Below are 19,278 nucleotides of genomic sequence, written 5' to 3' on the forward strand. Positions count from 1 at the left end.
TCGGTACTCTACTCTCTAATTAAATTTCCGTCAATTCTCGATTTTGAACTTTTCGATGAGTTACACTTAGAACGAAATCGCTAAAATTTTTATAAGGTCAATATGTCAGTTTCAACTAAAGCTAATGAAAAAGATCAAAAAATTCTGGATGCAGCAACCAAGTTTTTTTTGACTCATGGTTTTAGTGGCACAACGACAGATATGATCCAAAAGGAAGCGGGTGTTTCAAAAGCGACGATGTATGGTTGTTATAAAAATAAAGAAGCGATGTTTGCAGCGGTGATTGAACGACAATGCACGAACATGCAAGAGCAAATAATTTTAGTCGAGACGAAAGCTGAAAATTTACGCTCAGCTTTAACCGAAATGGGGAAAACCTATCTGTGTTTCATCTTGTCACATTCAGGGTTGGCATTTTTTAGAGTTTGTATTGCAGAAGCGGTTAGATTTCCCGAGTTATCTGAAAAATTCTTTGAAGTAGGTCCGCAAAAGCTTGCAAATATTATTGCGGGTTATCTTGAAAAATTTCAAAAAAATAAAGAAATTGAGTTAAATTCCTCTGCCGATATAGCAGCAAATATATTCTTGGCATTATTACGAAGTGACGCTCATCTTAAGTGTCTTACTCATCCTAATTATACAATTTCTGATAGTGAAATTAGCACTTGGGTTGAGTACGCAGTTGATTTATTTATGAAAAATATAAATTATAAACTAGATTAATTTGAAGGTTTTTACACATTCTTAAAAAATAATATAGAAGTATCTTTCTTCATATTTATTTTTTAGTAATGGATGAATAGTTTTATTTAAGAAATAAATATGGTTTTTATATTATATCTTTAAGGTCTTTTTTTATATTTATAAGGTTTTTTAAATATAAAAATTAATGTGCTTAAATGAGTTTTTATTTTCAAAGGATTTGAGGAAAATGAAATCTTATAATGGAAAAGTACAATCAGTTTTATATTTAAGTTTAATCTCATTACTACTATATGGATGTAATAATTCTGATAATAATGAGCAAGATACAACAAATAAAATTGGAGTGTGTGATAGTTCACAATTAAGTAAAAGTTTTAGTGATAATAATTATAAAATTATTTCTACTGAATATTTTAAAAAAGGTGATTTATTAAAATTAAAAGAGAATACTGAGAATACTTCCATTTCTGCTGCTAATAATATTTGTGTTGTTAAGGTTTTGGTAGGTCCTGAAACTCATCTTCAAGATAAAGGAGAACCTTCTTATTCTGAAGGGATTGGAGTTGAAATTTGGTTACCTGATCCAGCTAAGTGGAATAAAAGGATTCATGTCAAAGGTGGTGGAGGCTGGGTAGGCGGTCAACATCGAAATCCAAATATTCTTGTGGGTATTACACAAAGTTCAGCAGGCTCTGCAGCAGAAACTGCCACAGTTGAAGGTGCCGTTTCTGCAGTAACAGATACAGGTCATGTTGTTAATAATGGCTCTTTTGCTATGAATAGTGATGGAAGCATTAATACTGAGTTATGGCGTGATTTTACAGAAAGAGGAATTCACCAAATGGCTGTGGTCAGTAAGCTTTTAACCCAACAATATTATGGAGAAAAACAAAAGTATGCCTACTGGAATGGCTTTTCAACAGGGGGAAGACAAGGTTTAAAAGAAGTACAGATTAATCCGGATGATTTTGATGGCGTACTTGCCGGTGCTCCAGCAATTAACTGGACAAGATTTATTACCTCTGAGCTTTATCCTCAAATTGTGATGCAAAGAGATTTAAATGGGCAGCTTTTAACTACAGAACAACTCAATTTAGTATCAAATAGAGCAAACGAAACTTGTGGTCAAGTTAATGGTCAAAGTTATGGCTATGTACTCGATCCTTCTTCTTGTAAATATGACCCAACAAAAGATACTTCTATACTTTGTGGTACAAATCAAACGGACAGTTGCTTAACATCAGTTCAAGCTTTAGCAGTCAATAAAATGTGGTATGGCCAAACTGAGGATGGTAACGTACCCGATCCAATAAATGACAATAGTTTCCATTTTGATTTAACCGCGAATCATAAGTGGTTTGGACTCACACGAGGCACGAATTTAACGCGTTTAGCTGGCGCAGTTCCTTTTCAAATTTCAACAGATCTCGTTGCTTTAATTCAGCAAGATAGCCGTATTGCCCAATCCAATTTTATTAATAAGACCAGCAATGGATTAGATCAGTGGAAAAACTTAGATTATGCAAGGCTAAATGAGGTTCAGAAAAAAGGAGTTGAGCTACAAAGTGCATTTTCAAATATTAATACTGATTTAACGGATCTAAGTAATTTTAAAAATCATGGCGGTAAACTAATTATCTATCATGGACTAGCTGATGAGTTGATTATGCCTCAAGGCACAATGCGTTATATAAAACAGTTAAAATCGACTATGGGGGAAAATGTCGTTAATAGTTTTATGCAAGCTTATTTTATACCAGGTATGGGACATTCTTTTGCTAACGGCACAGCTAACAGCAATGCAAATGTTGCCTTGGTCACTAATGATGAGCTTTATAAACAGTTAACAAATTGGGTTGAGAAGGGTACTGCTCCAACTAATCTAGTCGCTAGTTCTGCAAGCAAAGATCGTAGCCTACCTATTTGTCTATATCCAACGAAAATTACCTATATTGCTGGCGATATTAATCACGTAAATAGTTATAAATGCGAATAATTTTAGCCCTTTACATTGATCAGATTTATTTTTAGCTTAACAAAGAATAAAAGCCCTCATCGGGGCTTTTATTCTTTTAACTTCAAAAGATTTCTTTTAATTTTTTAGATTGCTTCTTCAGTCATCTCACCATTCACAAGTCTTAAAATCTGTAATGGATTACTGTCTTTTAAAGCTTCTGGCAATAAACTTTGTGGGTAGTTTTGATAACACACAGGACGCAAATAACGGTCAATTGCCAAGGTTCCAACAGAAGTACCTCGTGCATCTGAAGTTGCTGGGTATGGCCCGCCGTGTACCATCGCATCACACACCTCAACACCCGTTGGATACCCGTTTATGAGTAATCGCCCAGCTTTTTCCTCTAGCACTGGAACCACATCTGCAAACTCGGTTAAATCTGCTTCATCAGTAATTAACGTCGCGGTAAGTTGACCATTCATGCTTTGTAGCGCTTGCAAAAGTTGTGCTTTGTCTTGTACTTCAATGACCACTGTTGCTGGCCCAAAGATTTCTTCTTGCAGAAGCTGGTCGCCTGCTAATAAGAGTTCAACATTCGCTTTAAACAGTTGTGGCTGTGCCTGATTGCCTTGCTGGGTTTGACCCGCCAAATGTTCAATACCTTGATGCCCAGTTAAGTGCTCAAGACCTGCTGCATAGCTTTTTAAAGTTCCCATATTGAGCATGGTTTGTGCAGATTTACCGCCCATAATTTCGGTGAGGTTGCGAATGAACTGAGTAAACTCGGTTGATTTAATACCCAAGATTAATCCCGGATTGGTGCAGAACTGACCACAGCCCAGCACTACTGAATCTGCCAAGTCCTGTGCAATTTTTTCACCACGGTTTTTTAATGCTTCTGGCAACATTAACATCGGGTTAATACTGCTCATTTCAGCAAACACAGGAATCGGTTGTGGACGGGCTGCGGCCATGTCACATAAAGCGCGACCGCCACGCAGTGAACCTGTAAATCCAACCGCCTGAATTAAAGGATGCTTCACCAGCGGTTCACCCACGCCATTACCGTAGATCATGTTAAATACACCTTTAGGCATATTTGATTTTTCTACAGCACGTTCAATTGCTTGAGCCACAAAATCTGCTGTGGCCATGTGTCCACTATGGGCTTTCACTACCACAGAACAACCAGCTGCCAGTGCAGAAGCAGTGTCGCCACCTGCGGTTGAAAAAGCTAAAGGAAAGTTACTTGCTCCAAAGACTGCAACAGGACCAACACCGATTTTAATCTGACGTAAGTCTGGGCGCGGTAAAGGCTGACGCTCAGGTAAAGCGGTATCAATACGGGCACCTAAAAAGTCACCACGGCGTAGTACTTTGGCAAATAAACGCATTTGTCCACTGGTACGACCACGTTCACCTTGTAGGCGTGCAAGTGGCAAAGCGGTTTCCTGTGAGACAATTTCAAGAAAATCTGTACCCAAGGCGTCAAGTTCATCGGCAATGTTTTCTAAAAAGGCAGCACGCTGTTCAGGTGATGTATGGCGGTAAGTCTTAAAGGCTTGACTGGCCGCTTCACAGGCCTGATTGATCTCTTGCTCGGTTGCATGATGAAATTCATAAGGTAAAGCTTCGCCAGTTGTTGCATCCACACTTTTTAATAAAGTTGTACTTTGTGCACTACGTGAACCGCCAATAAAGTTGTGTCCGATAATGGTCATAATAAAATCCTGAAATTAATGAGAATGCCGTGGAAGGTTATTTTGATTGACCACACGCATGTATAACGTTGCAGGTTCTAAACAGCCACCCGTTGATAATTGGCCAACCATGTTGCGATACATTTCTTGCCAAGGCGTTTGAGATGTAGAGACAGTTGGTTTCCACTCCTCGCGGCGTTTGTCTAACTCTTCGTCTGAAATAAGGACATTTACAGAGCGTTTATTTAGATCAATGCGCAAACGATCATTGGTTTTTAATAAAGCAATGCCACCGCCTACCGCCGCTTCGGGTGACATATTTAAAATAGAAGGGCTAGCAGATGTTCCGCTTTGACGGCCATCACCTAGACAAGGCAAAGAGTCAATTCCTTTTTTAATTAACTCTGCGGGTGGAGCCATATTTACAACTTCCGCACTGCCCGGATAGCCAACTGTGCCCGCGCCTCGAATGACCAAAATACAATGTTCATCAATGTCTAAGGCAGGGTCATTAATTCGTGCGTGGTAGTCCTCTGGCCCTTCAAAAACGATTGCCCGTGCTTCAAAGCTATTTTCCCCATTCGGGTCAGATAAATATGTTTTCTTAAATGCTTCACCCACAACAGACATTTTCATAATGGCGCTGTCGAAGAAATTGCCACTAAGCACAATAAAACCTGCACCATGTTTTAATGGCTGTTCATATGGAAAAATGACATCTGCGTTGGAGGTTTTTGCATTTTTAGCAATTTCTCCCATCGTTTTACCGCTGACTGATGCACAGCCTTCATGTAAAACGCCGGCCTTTTGTAATTCATGCAAAACAGCAGGAACACCGCCAGCACGGTGAAAACCTTCACCCAAATATTTACCCGCAGGCATGCAGTTCACAATTAATGGAATATTCTCTCCAACGCGTTGCCAGTCTTCTAAACTTAGCTCAATACCCATATGACGGGCAATTGCAATTAAATGAGGAGGGCAGTTACTTGATGCACCTAATGCTGAGGCTACTGCAATGGCGTTTTCAAATGATTGTTTGTTCATGATTTTAGATGGACGTAAATCTTCTAAAACCATTTCACATATTCTTTTTCCAGTTATATAGGCCATTTGCCCGCGTTCGCGATAAGGCGCGGGAATGCTTGCACATGAAGGTAAAGACATGCCCAGAGCTTCTGCTAATGCATTCATTGAAAGTGCAGTACCCATGGTATTGCAATGCCCAATTGAAGGTGAGGCGGAAGTCGTCATTTCCATGAAGCCTTCATAGTCAATTTCACCCGTGGCAAGTAAATTTCTTGCATGCCAAAGCACCGTTCCTGAGCCAATTAATTCACCCTTAAAGTGACCATCTAGCATTGGACCACCAGATAAAACAATGGCTGGTAAATCTGTTGTTGCAGCCGCCATTAAACAGGCAGGAGTAGTTTTATCGCAGCCCGTTGTTAGCACTACACCATCAAGTGGATAGCCATGTAATATTTCAACTAAACCTAAGTAAGCTAAATTTCTATCGAGTGCAGCCGTAGGGCGTCGAGACTGTTCAGCAATTGGGTGAACAGGAAATTCCATGGGAATACCGCCCGCATCACGAATGCCTGCTTTAACCCGTTCAGCAAGTTCTTTGTGATGACGGTTACATGGAGTCAAATCACTACCAGTTTGTGCAATCCCAATAATAGGACGGCCCGACTGTAGCTCGGCACGGGTTAACCCATAGTTCATGTAACGTTCAACATAGAGTGCTGTCATGTCAGCATGTGTAGGATCATCAAACCATTCTTGGCTACGTAAAAAAATCCGTTTATCTTGATCATTCATTCTTAGATCCTTCCACTCATACTTTTTGAGATTTAATTTTTTTCACACGATGAATATTACAATTCAACCGATCGATAATACGTGAAATTTATAATAATTCGCGTTGTTTTAAATTATGTATCAAAGCATTTATTCCAAAATTCCACGGCGTTGCTTTGTCGCTGGTCATGACCGTGTTGTATAGGGTGCCGAGCTTTGGTGAATGAATACGAACGACATCTCCGACTTTATGGGTAAAGCCAGCACCAGCTTGTTCTCGATCTTGAGTTGGTGCAAATAAAGTTCCCAAAAACAAAACGAAACCGTCTGGATATTGATGATTTTCATTCAGTGTTTGTTGAATTAAATCTTCTGGATCACGGCTAATTTGAGACATAGAGCTAATGCCATTCAGCACAAAGTTATCTGTACCCTGAATTTGCAATTCAACATCACAAGCACGGATATCATTTAAAGTAAAAGTATGATCAAAAAGACGAATAAATGGACCAATCGCGCAAGATGCGTTGTTATCTTTTGCTTTACTTAACAACAAAGCACTACGACCTTCAAAGTCGCGCAAATTAACGTCATTACCTAAAGTCGCACCTAAAATTTTACCGTGACTATTTGCAACTAATACGACTTCTGGTTCTGGGTTATTCCACTCAGACTTTGGATGAATACCAATATTTTGACCCGTTCCTACGGCTGCTAATACAGGGGCTTTAGTAAAAATTTCAGCGTCGGTACCAATGCCTACTTCAAGATATTGAGACCACATTTTTTGTTCAATTAAATATTCTTTGAGTTGAAGTGCCTTTTCAGAACCGGGTTCAATTGTTTTTAAATTATCACCAATTACCCCTTGCACAACTGCACGGATCGATTGAGCTTTTTGTGCATCGCCACCTGCTTGCTCTTCAATTACGCGCTCTAACATGCTTGCTGCAAAGGTGACACCAGCTGCTTTAATCACTTGCAAATCAATAGGCGCTAAAAAATATGCCTTGTTTGTATCTGGTTCAGCGACAGTGTTGGCAAATAACGCATCAATTGATCCAACTAATTTTCCTTCAATTTCAGATAAAGCTTTTAAAGGATCTGAACTTTCTAGTAACTGGGAAATAGTGTGAAACTTTTCAGAAATATCAAAAACCTGATCGCCTTTTAAAAGAATCGGAGATGGGCCGGAAATTTGATTTGGAATCCACGCGCGACCAATTAAACATCCTTGGGTAGCATCGTCTGGTAATGAGTTATGGGTATTTAAACTAAAGTTCATTTAAAGCATCCTTCTTTTATTTGAAATCATGATATGTTTCTTATTTAATAAACACCAATCGTAATAATTTAATTATTAATAACGAAAAGTTATCGAAAAGGATTTTTGAAAATGGCGGATTTGACTTACGCAAGCCTAAATAATTGGTTGAAATTCAAACATTTGGTGTTATTGGAAACTTTGGCAAGGACCAATAATATGCATTCGGCTGCCGAGCAGATGAATTTAAGTCAGCCTGCGGTGAGTAAAATGCTAAAGGAAATAGAAGGTTTACTGGGCTTTCCTGTTTTTGAACGATTACCTAGAAATATGCCAGTAACGGCTTTAGGCGAACATGTAATTCGATATGCCCAGCGTGTTTTAAATGATGCAAAGCATTTTGTCGAAGACATTGAAATTTTAAGATTAGGTGGTCACGGTTTTTTAAAAGTAGGTGGTATCTTTGCAGCAACAGCAGTGGTGATTCCAAACTCCATTATTGAGATTAAGAAACAATGGCCGCTACTTTCTATCGATGTTGTTGAGCAGACCAGTGACCATTTAATGGAAATGCTAAGTGAACATACTTTAGATTTAGCCATAGGTCGCTTTACCGATGTTACACAAAGCCAGTTTTTTGATTTCCAACCTTTAGGCCCAGAGCCGTTTTGTATTGTTGTCAATAATGCCCATCCATGTGCTAATAAAAAGTTTTGTACATTAGAAGAGTTACTAAATTGGCCATGGGTACTCTATCCTAAAGGCACGCCAATTCGAGAACGTATGGAAGGTGCATTTGCCCGAGCAAAAGTCAAAATTCCTTTAAATACAGTCAATACTATGTCGATGCAAACCTTTTTACAGATCTTAAAAGGAGCGCCTATGGTGGGGATGTTGCCCGAAGCCATGGTGATTGATCAGGTAAAAGAAGGGCAATTACAGATTTTAGAAACAGATCTAATTTTAGATGCGCAGGATTATGGAATTTTAACGCGTAAAGATGAGCCAGTTTCTGATATTGCAGCAGCGTTTATTAATATTTTACTTAAAAATGCAAAACGTAAATAAGCTATTCAGCCTCAAGCCAAAGTTGGGTTTGAGGCTTTAAAATTAAAAAGAAAAACCTGCTCTATTGAGTCAATTTATAAACATAAAACTGATATTAAAAAGTTATCAATATTTAGAAATTATTCATTGGAAATTATTGCAAGGACTCCTTATCGTTTAATTCACGACAATTACAAAAGTTTTTAAGTGAATAAAAACTAGGAAAGGACCTCTATATGAATGTGCTAATCACTGGTGGAACAGGTTTTATTGGAAAGCAAATTGCCAAAGAGATTTTAAAAGCTGGCAGTTTGACTTTAGATGACAATAAATCTCAGTCGATCGATAAAATTATTCTGTTTGATGCATTTGCTGGCGATGATTTGCCACAAGATCCAAGAATTGAAGTGATTGTAGGTGATATTACTGATAAAACTACAGTTGCTCATATTACAGAAAATATTGATGTCGTTTGGCATTTAGCCGCTGTGGTTAGCTCAGCAGCAGAGGCTGATTTTGATTTAGGTATGGATGTTAATCTCTACGGACTTTTAAATTTATTAGAAGAATTAAGAAAGAAACAAACCACGCCTCGAGTCATTTTTGCCAGTGGCTGTGCTGTATTTGGTGGACAGTTGCCAGAGGTGGTGACAGATGAGACGGTTGTTACCCCAAAGTCTTCTTATGGCATGCAAAAAGCAGTAGGAGAATTGCTTGTCTCGGATTACTCAAGAAAAGGCTTTATTGATGGCCGTATTTTAAGATTACCGACGATTGTGGTTCGTCCAGGTAAACCAAATAAAGCTGCGTCGACATTTTTTAGTTCGATCATCCGCGAACCTTTAAAGGGTGAAACGGCCGTTTGCCCAGTCCAGTCAGATACACCTGTTTTTGTTACTTCACCACGACGTTGTGTTGAATCAATGATTAAAGCTGCGTCAATTTCTTCAGATGTACTTCAAGATAACCGAATTATTCCGCTCCCGGGATTAACGGTTACCGTTAAACAAATGCTTGATGCGCTTGAAAAAGTCGCAGGCAAAAAAGCAACTGATTTAGTGCAATGGCAAGAAGACAAAACTATTCAACGTATTGTTCAAAGTTGGCCTGTTCAAGTGAAAGCTGAATATGCCGAATCTTTAGGTTTCCAAGCAGATGAAAATTTTGAAAGCGTGATTCAGGCACATATAGAAGATACCCAAAATTAATGGCAGTGATCGCCAATTGATGTGAGAGTTATTATGGAAGATATCAAAAATGTAACTGCTCTCGAAGAGCAGACAATCAAACGTATTTCGAATCGAATTATCCCGTTTCTTATTATTCTATTCATTATGGCATTTCTAGACAGGACCAATATTGGTTTTGCTGCGCTACACATGAATGATGCACTTGGAATTACTCAAACCATTTTTGGTCTAGGTGCGGGTGTTTTTTTTCTAGGTTATTTTATTGCTGAAGTACCTAGTAATATTTTGCTTCATCGTTTTGGAGCGCGAATCTGGATTGCCCGAATCATGATTACTTGGGGAATTATTGCTGGACTCATGGGTTTTATTCATAGCGGTACGCAGTTTATTGTTTTACGGTTTTTACTCGGTATTGCGGAAGCAGGTTTCTTTCCAGGTGTTATTTTTTATCTAACCTTGTGGTTTCCTGCAAAATATCGCGCTCGTGTTTTTGCTACGTTCTATCTTGGATTACCAATTGCTCAAATTATTGGGGCGCCAATTTCAGTCGGTCTCATGCAATGGGGCAATACCATTGGTTATGAAGGTTGGCGTTTGATGTATATCCTAGAAGGTATTCCATCCATTATTTTGGGATTAATCTGTCTAAAATATTTAACCAATAACCCAAAAGAAGCACAGTGGTTAACGGCTGAGCAGCGCCAATGGTTAATGTCTACACTAGAGCGCGAAGAAAGAGAAAAAGAGCAATCAACAGAAGCCGCGTTAACAAAAGGAGAAATGATCAAACAAGTGTTTAAAAATCCTTTAGTGTGGATTATGGCAATTGTTTACTTTGGAATTACTTCTGGTTCAAATGCAATGTTCTTCTTCTTACCAAGTGTTTTAGAGTCATTCCGTAACACATTTGGTATGCAAATCAGTCTTATTCAAAATGGTTTACTCACCGCAATTCCATATGCATTTGCAGCAGTCGGAATGGTTTTATGGAGCCGCCGTTCTGACCGTAGACAAGAGCGTTACAAACACGGTGCTTGTGCTGCACTCATGGCTGCATTAGCAATTGCGATTGCACTAATTGTAAATCAACCGTGGGCCATTATTGTAGGCTTTATCTTTCTTGCCATTGGTGTGTTTAGCGCAATTAATATTTTTTGGACTATTCCTGGGCAAACTCTCACGGGTGTTGGTGCAGCAGCCGGAATTGGATTAATTAACTCGGTGGGTAATTTAAGTGGTTTTACTGGCCCATATTTAACTGGATATTTATATACAACAACGGGCACCTATACAGTAGCGTTCCTTGCCATTGCGGGATTTGTAGCGATGGGTGGCTTAGGACTTCTTCTATTAGCAAGATTAAAATCAAATAGCTTAAAAGTAGAACAGCAGCAACTTAAAGTTCGAACTGCTGCGGAGATGAAATAATGGCGACCATCGGATTTGTGGGTACAGGTATTATGGGAATGCCGATGGCTATGAATTTACTCAAGGCAGGTCATCAGCTAAAAGTCTGGAATAGAACATTATCTAAAGCTGATAGTTTAAAAGAAGCTGGTGCCTATGTCTGCTCTGAACTTGAACAAGTTGGAAAAGATGTAGAATTTCTGATTTGTATGCTTAGCGATGGGAAAACCTGTGATGAAATCCTATTTAAACAGCATGGCGCAATCTCTCAGCTAAAACCTGAGAGCACGGTTATTGTTATGAGTTCGATACCGGTTGAAGTTGCACAAGCACAAAGCGAAAAATGCAGAGAACGAGGCTTTCAATATTTAGATGCCCCAGTTTCAGGTGGAGAAAAAGGCGCCCAAAATGCGAGTTTAGCGATTATGGTGGGCGGCGACACCAAAACATTTTCACAGGCTGAAACTATTTTAAGTGCAATGGGACGCCCAATTTTAGTTGGTGGTGCTGGCTGTGGAATGCTCGCAAAACTTGTAAACCAAATGATAGTTGCAACGACCATTGCAACCGTGAGTGAAGGTTTATTGCTTGCCAGTAAAGCGGGAGCTGACCCTAATAAGCTAAAACAAGCACTGACTGGGGGCTTTGCAGATTCCCCAATTTTACAGCAGCATGGTGAACGCATGCTAAATCGAGATTTTAAACCAGGAGGCACTGCTCGAAACCAGCATAAAGATATTCATACAGCCGTTAGTTATGCTAAATCACTTGAATTGAATTTACCTATTGCTCAACAAGTCGGTCAATTATTTGAAAATATGCTTGCTGCTGGAGACGGGGAGTTAGATCACTCTGGTTTAATCCGTGAGCTTGAGCGAATGAATCATTTACAAGGTTTATAAATTCTATACTTTTTAAAGCGACTTGAGCTTTGCCGTGATTTTCATAGCAAAGCTCAAGTCGCTTTACTTATAACTATTAATAATTACTCTATACATTCAACATTACTTTTTAGGTGTTTATCTTTACTAAGTAGGTGATATATGTCTCTTAATTATAAAGAAATAAATATTACATACGAAAATCTTGAATAAATGCTTGTTTCATGTATGCTTAACTTAGCTAGAAAAAAGACTTGTAGTAAATCTTCTTTAAGTATCGTAGTTTTAGTCATAATCCTTCGTTTTTTCAGATATTAAGCTCAATTCGTCATCATTTTTTCAAGTTATATTTGTCATTTCTAAAATGACTCAACTGATTAATATTCAAGGATATATTATGTCTAATACAAATACTGGTACAGTAAAGTGGTTTAACGAAACTAAAGGTTTCGGTTTTATTCAACAAGAATCTGGTCCAGATGTATTTGCTCATTTTAAAGAAATCGCGTCTTCTGGCTTCAAAACTTTACATGAAGGTCAGAAAGTAACGTTTAATATCACTCAAGGACAAAAAGGTCCAAGTGCTGTGAATATTATTCCACAGTAATAAGTGATAAATAAAAAAGCCCTGAATATTCAGGGCTTTTTTATTTATATAGTTTTTATATCCACCGACGGTGGTGCTCCAAAAAAGCGTTTATATTCTCTGGAAAATTGAGACAAACTTTCGTAACCGACCTGAATACTAGTAGTTGAAATATCACATTCTTCGGTCATCAATAAACGCCGTGCTTCGGTTAGCCTCATTCTCTTTTGGTATTGTAAGGGACTCATCGACGTTATATCCCTAAAATGTTGATGAAAACTAGAAGCACTCATACCCATTGTGCTTGCCAGCTCTTCAACGCTAAAGGATTTTGCAAAATTTGTTTTCAGCCATTCAATCGCTTTCACAATTCGATGACCTGTAGTTCCCGCCGCTACAATCCGTTTAAGTCGATCACCTTGTGGACTCATCAACAAACGATAAAAAATTTCCTTAATAATAAGAGGAGATAAGATGGGAATGTCTTGTGGCGTATCTAGTAGTTTTATTAACCGTATAAAAGCATCATTCAGTTCTGAATTGACTACTCCAACAGCCATTCCTTTTTTTTCAGTATTTACGTCTTTAAAAGGAATATGGGCTTCAAGCATGATTTGGGCAAGTACATAGGGATCTAATCGTAGCACTATTGAAAGATAAGGCCGTTCAACTGAAGCTTCAAGAACTTGAGCTATTACAGGCAGGTCAATTGCCGTAAAAAGAAAATGGTTAGAGTCATAGGTATAGGTTTCTTCGCTAAGAGTTACCTGTTTCTTCCCTTGAGCAATCATACATAGACTCGCATCCATCATACTGCTATTTGGTTGGGTCAATGTTTCTGCACGATATAAAGTCAGCCCCATAATAGATGTTTCGAATGTACCTTTCTCACGTGTCCATTGATCGACAAGTTGAGCTAATTCTTGATTATGGTTTAGAGAACTATTCGCCATTCAGATTTCACCGATTACCAGCTGTGTTTTTATTGTAGGCATTTCAAATAAGAAAAATAGAGAGAAGTGCAGCAATTCGGAGGATTAGGCAAATCTGTGAGAGGAATAGAACAACAGTCTGCCACTTTCATTTTTATACTGTTTTAACAATGCTTCATCCTTAGTCTTCTATTTAAACGGAGGGCGTTGGTACCAATCTAGGAAAAAAGATGAATGTTAAAACAGTCACTTTCGTGACCACTTTATTTATCTCAATGGGAGTACCCGCAATGGATAAACAACGAGTCATCGCATCCCAAACCATCAAAAAAGCCAACCAGCAGCAAGTGATTGAAGGCACTGATAAGATTTTTACAGGAACAGTAGCAATTAAACCTTTAACTGATGTAACTGAAGGGATAAATGCTGCAAGTGCATATGTAAGCTTTAATACGAGTGCCCGTTCATTTTGGCACACCCACCCTAAAGGCCAATATCTGATTGTGACAGAAGGAGAAGGGCTTGTGCAGGAATGGGGTAAACCTGCGGAAAAGATTTCCATAGGAGATGTGATCTATTGCCCGCCAGGTATCAAACATTGGCATGGGGCAAGCAGCCATTCTGCTATGACTCATCTTGCTTTAACTGCAACTGATGAAAATGGCAAAAATGTAGACTGGTTAGAACCTGTGTCAGATGAACAATATAAAGAGGCTAGTAAGCCTAAATAAGCTTGAAACACCAATTTTTTTACCGCAACTGTAGGCGTAATTCTGAATAAAAATTCAGAAATGAACCCCCATTCTACCCATTAAACATGAGAGAAAAAATATGACAATTGAAGTTTTAGGTTATGCCGCGCTGTCATCAGAAACTCCTTTAGTTCCGTTTAAGTTTGAACGTAGAACCCCACGTGAAGATGATGTTGTTATTCAAATTGAATATTGTGGTGTTTGCCATTCAGATCTACATCAAGCTAAAAACGATTGGGGATTTAGTGCTTATCCGATAGTTCCGGGCCATGAAATTGTAGGTCGTGTAACCTCAATCGGTGCCAAAGTCACAAAATATAAGGTTGGTGATTTAGTGGGCATTGGCTGTATGGTCGATTCATGCCGTACTTGTTCAGCTTGTCATTCAGGACTAGAGCAATATTGTGAAGAAGGTAACATCCAGACTTATGGCAGTGTTGATCGTCATGATCAACGACCAACCTATGGCGGATATTCTAAAAGCATTACGTGTAGCCAAGATTTTGTATTAAAAGTACCAGAAAATCTGGATGCTCAAGCTGTACCACCATTACTGTGTGCTGGCATTACCACTTGGTCACCGCTGCGTCACTGGAATATTGGAAAGGGCAGTAAAGTTGCGGTTGTCGGTTTAGGTGGTTTAGGACACATGGCGATTAAACTTGCCAATGCGCTAGGTGCTGAAGTGACATTATTTACCCGCTCAGCAAACAAAGAGCAGGATGCAAAACAACTTGGTGCGCATCATGTTGTGTTATCAACAGATGAAGCTCAAATGAAATCAGTGTTAAATCAGTTTGATTTAATTATTGATACTGTGCCTTATAACCATGACTTGAAGCCTTATATTCCAACGTTAGCTTTAAATGGAACAATTGTGCTGGTCGGATATTTAGGTGAAATTAGCGCAAATTCAGTACCTATGATTTTAGGAAGAAAATCAATTGCAGGGTCGGTGATTGGTGGAATTAAAGAAACACAAGAGTTACTCGATTTTTGTGGTGAGCATAATATTGTTTCTGAAGTAGAGATGATTGATATGCAAAATATCAATGAAGCTTTTGAGCGTATGTTAAAGAGTGATGTGAAATATCGTTTTGTGATTGATATGAAAACTTTATCTGATCATTAATTTTATTTGAACTTGGCTGTGTATTCTGTCATTAGGGTGCACAGCTCAAAAAACTCTCTAAATAAGGCAGTATTATTAAGCTGATATTTAAGAGTTTCATTAACTATGTAATTAAATGAAAAACAATAATTATTTAAATATTTTCTAGCCAATCTCACATTGACACCTTAAATATTGAAGATTACCATTTGCGGACTGGCCTACATTGCCAGGTGGTTTTGACAGACCACATAGGACCGCATCAGACTTATTCCTTTCTGAGGGATAGTCTCATGTGCACACCTCGTTCCCTCCCGTAGCGGTAGGACGGGAGTGGGACACCTTCGGGTGTGCTGGAGTCCTACCAGTCTGTCAACCCACTTCCGTTCTGCCACCATAATTTCTAATGTTTTGGCAGAACTCCCAATAAAAAGGAGTTGGCTATGCATATTCATTATTTCTTGGCAGTCATTGCCAAAAGCTATAACGACACAGCTTAAAAACATTTAACGCAGCTTGATCGCCGTAAGGCTTTTTCAGGCTTTAGTTCGTTATTACTTAAAACTTAGACAATTAAAACTTGAGATGTGCTGCGCACAGTCTTTACGGCTTTGCTATGCCTTTTTTTCTCCCAAAGGCAGCGGTTTTTATATCTCATTTATATACAACAATAATTTTTTATAACGGTAAAAATATGCCACATATAGATCTTCCATTTCGTGCTTTAAGCGTACTTCATTCAGCAAGATATTTATTTAACAAATACGGCTTTCACAATGTCGGTGTAGACCAAATTATTGAAGCGGCAAAAATTCCCAAAGCGATCTTTTATAACTACTTTCACTCAAAAGAACGCCTCATTGAAATGAGCCTAAGCTTTCAAAAAGACGGCCTTAAACACGAGGTCATGTCGATTATTAATGTTCAAACAGAATTAACCTTAGTTGAAAAACTTCGAAAAATTTACTTTTTGCATGCAGATTTAGATGGGCTTTACCATTTGCCATTTAAAGCTATTTTTGAAATTGCAAAAACACATCCAAAGGCTTATCAGCTTGTCATTGATTATAGAAATTGGTTGATCAATGAAATTTATAAACTGCTTTTAACAGCTAATGAAAATGCTACAAAGCCAGATGCACATATGTTCTTGTTTGTGATTGATGGGGCAATAGTCCAGCTTTTAGATTCAAATAGTGTGGATGACAGAGAAAGATTGCTGAACTATTTTTTGGTGCAGACTATGTAATTCTTTGATTATATTGCTGTAGTGATATTGCTCTTTTCTTGCTTGAGTGCGGGTTCAAATAAAAAAACGCTAATTCTCTAAGCAGAATTATGTTATTTTTCACTCAACATTGATGAGAATGATTTTTCATGTATCGGTTTGGGACCATAATTGGCTTGCTAGCAATATTGCTACAGAACCTTGTGTTCTGGCAAAGCCTATTACCCAATGAAATGCATCAGCAAACGGTATGTGTACAAATTGTAGAAGTGATGAACCATTCAAAAATGAATTCTGAGCAACATTCATCTCATCATTTTAAAAATGATTCTAATAAAAAGCTTCTAGATAAAAGCACTCATCACGATTCAAACACAGGTTGTCATTTTTGTTATCTATACAGTCACATCGCAACAATTGATGGCTTTAAATTATCTTTATTTGAAGTGGGTGTGATTGTTCGCTTAATTATATTGGCAACAATCAGCTATATATTATTTTATTTACGGCGCCTATTTCTTTCACCGCAAGGGCGGGCTCCACCTCAACAACTTTGTTTTGCTTAATTTGTTACTAGGTCCGTATCTGTTCCTATTTCATTACTAAACAGAGTTTGTCATGTCTAAATTTTTACTTAATCCACTGGCGTGGAGTATCTTGTTTGCTCAATTTTCTATGCCAACAATGGCACAAAGCCAAACTGATCAACAGGTTGCTGAGTTAGAAAAAATCACGATCAAAGCGGAAGATGCTACAGAGACCTCTATTTCTTCAACAGCATTAACTCAATTTGAACATGGCTTATTGAGTGTTCCATTTACCAAGTCCCATGTATCAGCTCAAGATATCCAAAATAATAATATTCAGCGTGTGAGTGATGCATTGTCACTGGTGAATGGTGTGGTTTATCAGGACAGCTACGGTGGAGGTTTTTGGGATAATTACTCGTTTCGTGGCTTTAGTACAGATCCCAATATGGGTACAAGCTATTTACGTAATGGTTTGAGCGCTTTAAGTGGCATTCACACCCCAAGGGATATAGCAAACATTCAGGCAATTGATTTCTTAAAAGGTCCAATGGCGGCTATGTATGGGCAAGGTGCTATTGGTGGCATTATGAACATTACAACTAAACAACCTGAGTGGATGCAAAAAAATCAGGTGAGTTTAAGTGGTAGCACATTAGAAGAATATCGGGCTTCTCTAGATAGCACAGGCGTATTAAACGATGCGGTGGCTTATAGACTTGGGCTGGCTTATGAAAATAACCAGAGTTTTAGAGACCATGTCGATAGTCAGCATTACTTTATCGCTCCTCAGCTTGCATGGAAAATCTCGGATCAAACACAGCTCAATCTGGATACTGAATTTTCAGAACATCAGGGTGTATTTGACCGTGGTATTCCGATGGTTAATGGGCAGTTTGTTGTCAATAAAAAGACCTTTTTAGGTGAGCCATCGGATGGTGACATTAAAGTCAAAGACCAGATGTATCAATTACGATTGAATCACCAATTTAATGAAAACTGGAATAACACTACAGCTTTAAGCTATGGTCATGGGGAGCGAGCAGGAACCTCCACTGAAATTTCGAGCATTGCTGATGATGGGCAAACAGCAAACCGTTTTAGGCGCTACCGTCAATTTGAAACAGAGACAATTCAGTTCCAATCGATTCTTCGGGGCAAATTTAATACAGGATTGCTAAAGCACGAACTCGTTGCAAATGTTGAAGCTGGACACTATACAATCGATCAAATTCAGCTTCGTAATGCAGTGGGCACATCAAGCCCGATTAATATTTATCATCCCGTATATGGTCAAAATATTTTAGCGCTGGCTAGAACAACAAAAAATACGAAAGAAACTCAAAATATGCTGGGAGTGAACTTACAAGACCAGATTTTCTTGAATAATCAATGGAATGTATTAATAGGTGGGCGTTTTAATCGTCTGGACCAACAAATTAATGATTACAAGACAGGTCTAACGGCTCAACAGAAATTTACCCCGTTTAGTCCACGCATTGGAGTGAATTATCAACCAACGACAAAGCTTGCTTTGTATAGCAATTGGGGCAAATCTTTTGAGTTGAATACAGGACTCAATAAAGAAAATCAACTTTATGACCCAGAGAAAACTCAAAGTTGGGAAATTGGAGCAAAATACGAATATCTACCGCAAAGTTGGTTTGGACTTACCTATTTTGATTTAGATAAACAACATCTACTGACCGAAGGTATAACAGATGCTTATGTCGATAGTGGACGTGTACAGAGTCATGGGCTAGAGGTCGAATTAAAACATCAATTCAATGATCATCTTCGTGTGGGAGCAAATTATACTTTTACAAAAGCATCGGTGATTGAAAGTGAAGTTGATACAAAAGGTGCTCGTCTTAAAAATATTCCGAAGCACACGGCAAATTTAAATGCGGATTACCAGTTTGAATTATTAGGAAGAGCGGCTGGCTTGGTCGGCACAATTAACTATTTTGGCAAGCGTAGTGCTAATTACATAGACAATGGAACCAGTTTACCGGAATTTACAGTGGTGAATGTTGGGGGCTATATACAAGTTCATCCTGATTTACGAGCACAATTAAATATTGATAACGTGTTCGATAAGGACTATTACGTTTCGAGTTATACGGATGAATGGGTACAACCCGGAGAGCCGCTGAAGGCAACTTTATCTTTGACTTGGAACTTCTGA

At 38.5% G+C, this 19,278-nt stretch carries 16 protein-coding genes; 12 read left to right on the forward strand and 4 right to left on the reverse strand.

What is annotated here, in order from left to right; all coding sequences use genetic code 11:
- Positions 1-102 precede the first annotated feature (102 nt).
- Together MMY79_RS08840 and MMY79_RS08845 are read left to right on the forward strand one after the other, a co-directional pair.
- Positions 103-723, forward strand: a complete 621-nt coding sequence (locus MMY79_RS08840; RefSeq protein WP_252613089.1) for a TetR/AcrR family transcriptional regulator — start codon at positions 103-105, stop codon at positions 721-723.
- Positions 724-931: 208 nt separating this feature from the next.
- A complete protein-coding gene (locus MMY79_RS08845; protein WP_252613091.1) occupies positions 932-2,701 on the forward strand; it encodes a tannase/feruloyl esterase family alpha/beta hydrolase in 1,770 nt (589 codons plus the stop codon).
- A 104-nt stretch (positions 2,702-2,805) separates the two neighbouring features.
- Here the strand turns inward: MMY79_RS08845 and MMY79_RS08850 are convergent, their stop codons facing one another.
- The 3 genes from MMY79_RS08850 to MMY79_RS08860 all read right to left on the reverse strand — a co-directional run bounded on the left by MMY79_RS08850 (position 2,806) and on the right by MMY79_RS08860 (position 7,450).
- Positions 2,806-4,383, reverse strand: coding sequence for an aldehyde dehydrogenase (NADP(+)) (locus tag MMY79_RS08850; protein WP_252613093.1), 1,578 nt, complete (start codon positions 4,381-4,383; stop codon positions 2,806-2,808).
- Between the two features lie 15 nt (positions 4,384-4,398).
- Entirely contained in the window at positions 4,399-6,186 is a 1,788-nt protein-coding gene (locus MMY79_RS08855) for an IlvD/Edd family dehydratase (RefSeq protein ID WP_252613096.1), read from the reverse strand.
- Between the two features lie 88 nt (positions 6,187-6,274).
- Positions 6,275-7,450 (reverse strand): fumarylacetoacetate hydrolase family protein, encoded by a 1,176-nt coding sequence (locus MMY79_RS08860; protein WP_252613099.1) that lies wholly within the window; start codon positions 7,448-7,450, stop codon positions 6,275-6,277.
- 111 nt (positions 7,451-7,561) lie between these two features.
- Here MMY79_RS08860 and MMY79_RS08865 point away from each other — a divergent pair, with 111 nt between their 5' ends.
- The 5 genes from MMY79_RS08865 to MMY79_RS08885 all read left to right on the forward strand — a co-directional run bounded on the left by MMY79_RS08865 (position 7,562) and on the right by MMY79_RS08885 (position 12,561).
- A complete protein-coding gene (locus MMY79_RS08865) occupies positions 7,562-8,497 on the forward strand; it encodes a LysR family transcriptional regulator (RefSeq protein WP_252613102.1) in 936 nt (311 codons plus the stop codon).
- Positions 8,498-8,712: 215 nt separating this feature from the next.
- Positions 8,713-9,684 (forward strand): D-erythronate dehydrogenase, encoded by a 972-nt coding sequence (denD, locus tag MMY79_RS08870; protein WP_252613105.1) that lies wholly within the window; start codon positions 8,713-8,715, stop codon positions 9,682-9,684.
- A gap of 33 nt (positions 9,685-9,717) precedes the next feature.
- On the forward strand, positions 9,718-11,094 hold the full coding sequence (locus MMY79_RS08875; RefSeq protein ID WP_252613108.1) for an MFS transporter: 1,377 nt from the start codon (positions 9,718-9,720) through the stop codon (positions 11,092-11,094).
- Entirely contained in the window at positions 11,094-11,975 is an 882-nt protein-coding gene (locus MMY79_RS08880) for an NAD(P)-dependent oxidoreductase (protein WP_252613110.1), read from the forward strand. Before MMY79_RS08875 ends, MMY79_RS08880 begins: the two co-directional genes overlap by 1 nt.
- A gap of 376 nt (positions 11,976-12,351) precedes the next feature.
- Positions 12,352-12,561 (forward strand): cold-shock protein, encoded by a 210-nt coding sequence (locus MMY79_RS08885; RefSeq protein WP_252613113.1) that lies wholly within the window; start codon positions 12,352-12,354, stop codon positions 12,559-12,561.
- Positions 12,562-12,605: 44 nt separating this feature from the next.
- Here MMY79_RS08885 and MMY79_RS08890 read toward each other — a convergent pair whose 3' ends face one another.
- Entirely contained in the window at positions 12,606-13,493 is an 888-nt protein-coding gene (locus MMY79_RS08890; protein ID WP_252613117.1) for an AraC family transcriptional regulator, read from the reverse strand.
- Positions 13,494-13,702: 209 nt separating this feature from the next.
- On the opposite strand from MMY79_RS08890, the gene MMY79_RS08895 reads away from it, so the two are divergent.
- The 5 genes from MMY79_RS08895 to MMY79_RS08915 all read left to right on the forward strand — a co-directional run bounded on the left by MMY79_RS08895 (position 13,703) and on the right by MMY79_RS08915 (position 19,278).
- Positions 13,703-14,203: a cupin domain-containing protein gene (locus MMY79_RS08895; protein WP_252613120.1), complete on the forward strand. Its 501-nt coding sequence runs from the start codon at positions 13,703-13,705 to the stop codon at positions 14,201-14,203.
- Positions 14,204-14,303: 100 nt separating this feature from the next.
- Positions 14,304-15,356, forward strand: coding sequence for an NAD(P)-dependent alcohol dehydrogenase (locus tag MMY79_RS08900; RefSeq protein ID WP_252613124.1), 1,053 nt, complete (start codon positions 14,304-14,306; stop codon positions 15,354-15,356).
- A 673-nt stretch (positions 15,357-16,029) separates the two neighbouring features.
- Positions 16,030-16,584: a TetR/AcrR family transcriptional regulator gene (locus MMY79_RS08905; RefSeq protein ID WP_252613486.1), complete on the forward strand. Its 555-nt coding sequence runs from the start codon at positions 16,030-16,032 to the stop codon at positions 16,582-16,584.
- Between the two features lie 128 nt (positions 16,585-16,712).
- Entirely contained in the window at positions 16,713-17,129 is a 417-nt protein-coding gene (locus MMY79_RS08910; protein ID WP_252613127.1) for a DUF2946 domain-containing protein, read from the forward strand.
- A 52-nt stretch (positions 17,130-17,181) separates the two neighbouring features.
- The gene (locus MMY79_RS08915; protein ID WP_252613130.1) at positions 17,182-19,278 is read left to right on the forward strand and encodes a TonB-dependent receptor; all 2,097 of its coding nucleotides are present in this window, start codon (positions 17,182-17,184) and stop codon (positions 19,276-19,278) included.

Origin of the sequence: Acinetobacter sp. XS-4 (genome assembly GCF_023920705.1) — a bacterium.
GTDB lineage: Bacteria > Pseudomonadota > Gammaproteobacteria > Pseudomonadales > Moraxellaceae > Acinetobacter.

Coding starts and splice junctions, on each gene's coding strand:
- MMY79_RS08840 (WP_252613089.1), top strand. CDS start 103: ATGTCAGTTTCAACTAAAGCTAATGAAAAAGATCAAAAAATTCTGGAT.
- MMY79_RS08845 (WP_252613091.1), top strand. CDS start 932: ATGAAATCTTATAATGGAAAAGTACAATCAGTTTTATATTTAAGTTTA.
- MMY79_RS08850 (WP_252613093.1), bottom strand. CDS start 4,383: ATGACCATTATCGGACACAACTTTATTGGCGGTTCACGTAGTGCACAA.
- MMY79_RS08855 (WP_252613096.1), bottom strand. CDS start 6,186: ATGAATGATCAAGATAAACGGATTTTTTTACGTAGCCAAGAATGGTTT.
- MMY79_RS08860 (WP_252613099.1), bottom strand. CDS start 7,450: ATGAACTTTAGTTTAAATACCCATAACTCATTACCAGACGATGCTACC.
- MMY79_RS08865 (WP_252613102.1), top strand. CDS start 7,562: ATGGCGGATTTGACTTACGCAAGCCTAAATAATTGGTTGAAATTCAAA.
- denD (WP_252613105.1), top strand. CDS start 8,713: ATGAATGTGCTAATCACTGGTGGAACAGGTTTTATTGGAAAGCAAATT.
- MMY79_RS08875 (WP_252613108.1), top strand. CDS start 9,718: ATGGAAGATATCAAAAATGTAACTGCTCTCGAAGAGCAGACAATCAAA.
- MMY79_RS08880 (WP_252613110.1), top strand. CDS start 11,094: ATGGCGACCATCGGATTTGTGGGTACAGGTATTATGGGAATGCCGATG.
- MMY79_RS08885 (WP_252613113.1), top strand. CDS start 12,352: ATGTCTAATACAAATACTGGTACAGTAAAGTGGTTTAACGAAACTAAA.
- MMY79_RS08890 (WP_252613117.1), bottom strand. CDS start 13,493: ATGGCGAATAGTTCTCTAAACCATAATCAAGAATTAGCTCAACTTGTC.
- MMY79_RS08895 (WP_252613120.1), top strand. CDS start 13,703: ATGAATGTTAAAACAGTCACTTTCGTGACCACTTTATTTATCTCAATG.
- MMY79_RS08900 (WP_252613124.1), top strand. CDS start 14,304: ATGACAATTGAAGTTTTAGGTTATGCCGCGCTGTCATCAGAAACTCCT.
- MMY79_RS08905 (WP_252613486.1), top strand. CDS start 16,030: ATGCCACATATAGATCTTCCATTTCGTGCTTTAAGCGTACTTCATTCA.
- MMY79_RS08910 (WP_252613127.1), top strand. CDS start 16,713: ATGTATCGGTTTGGGACCATAATTGGCTTGCTAGCAATATTGCTACAG.
- MMY79_RS08915 (WP_252613130.1), top strand. CDS start 17,182: ATGTCTAAATTTTTACTTAATCCACTGGCGTGGAGTATCTTGTTTGCT.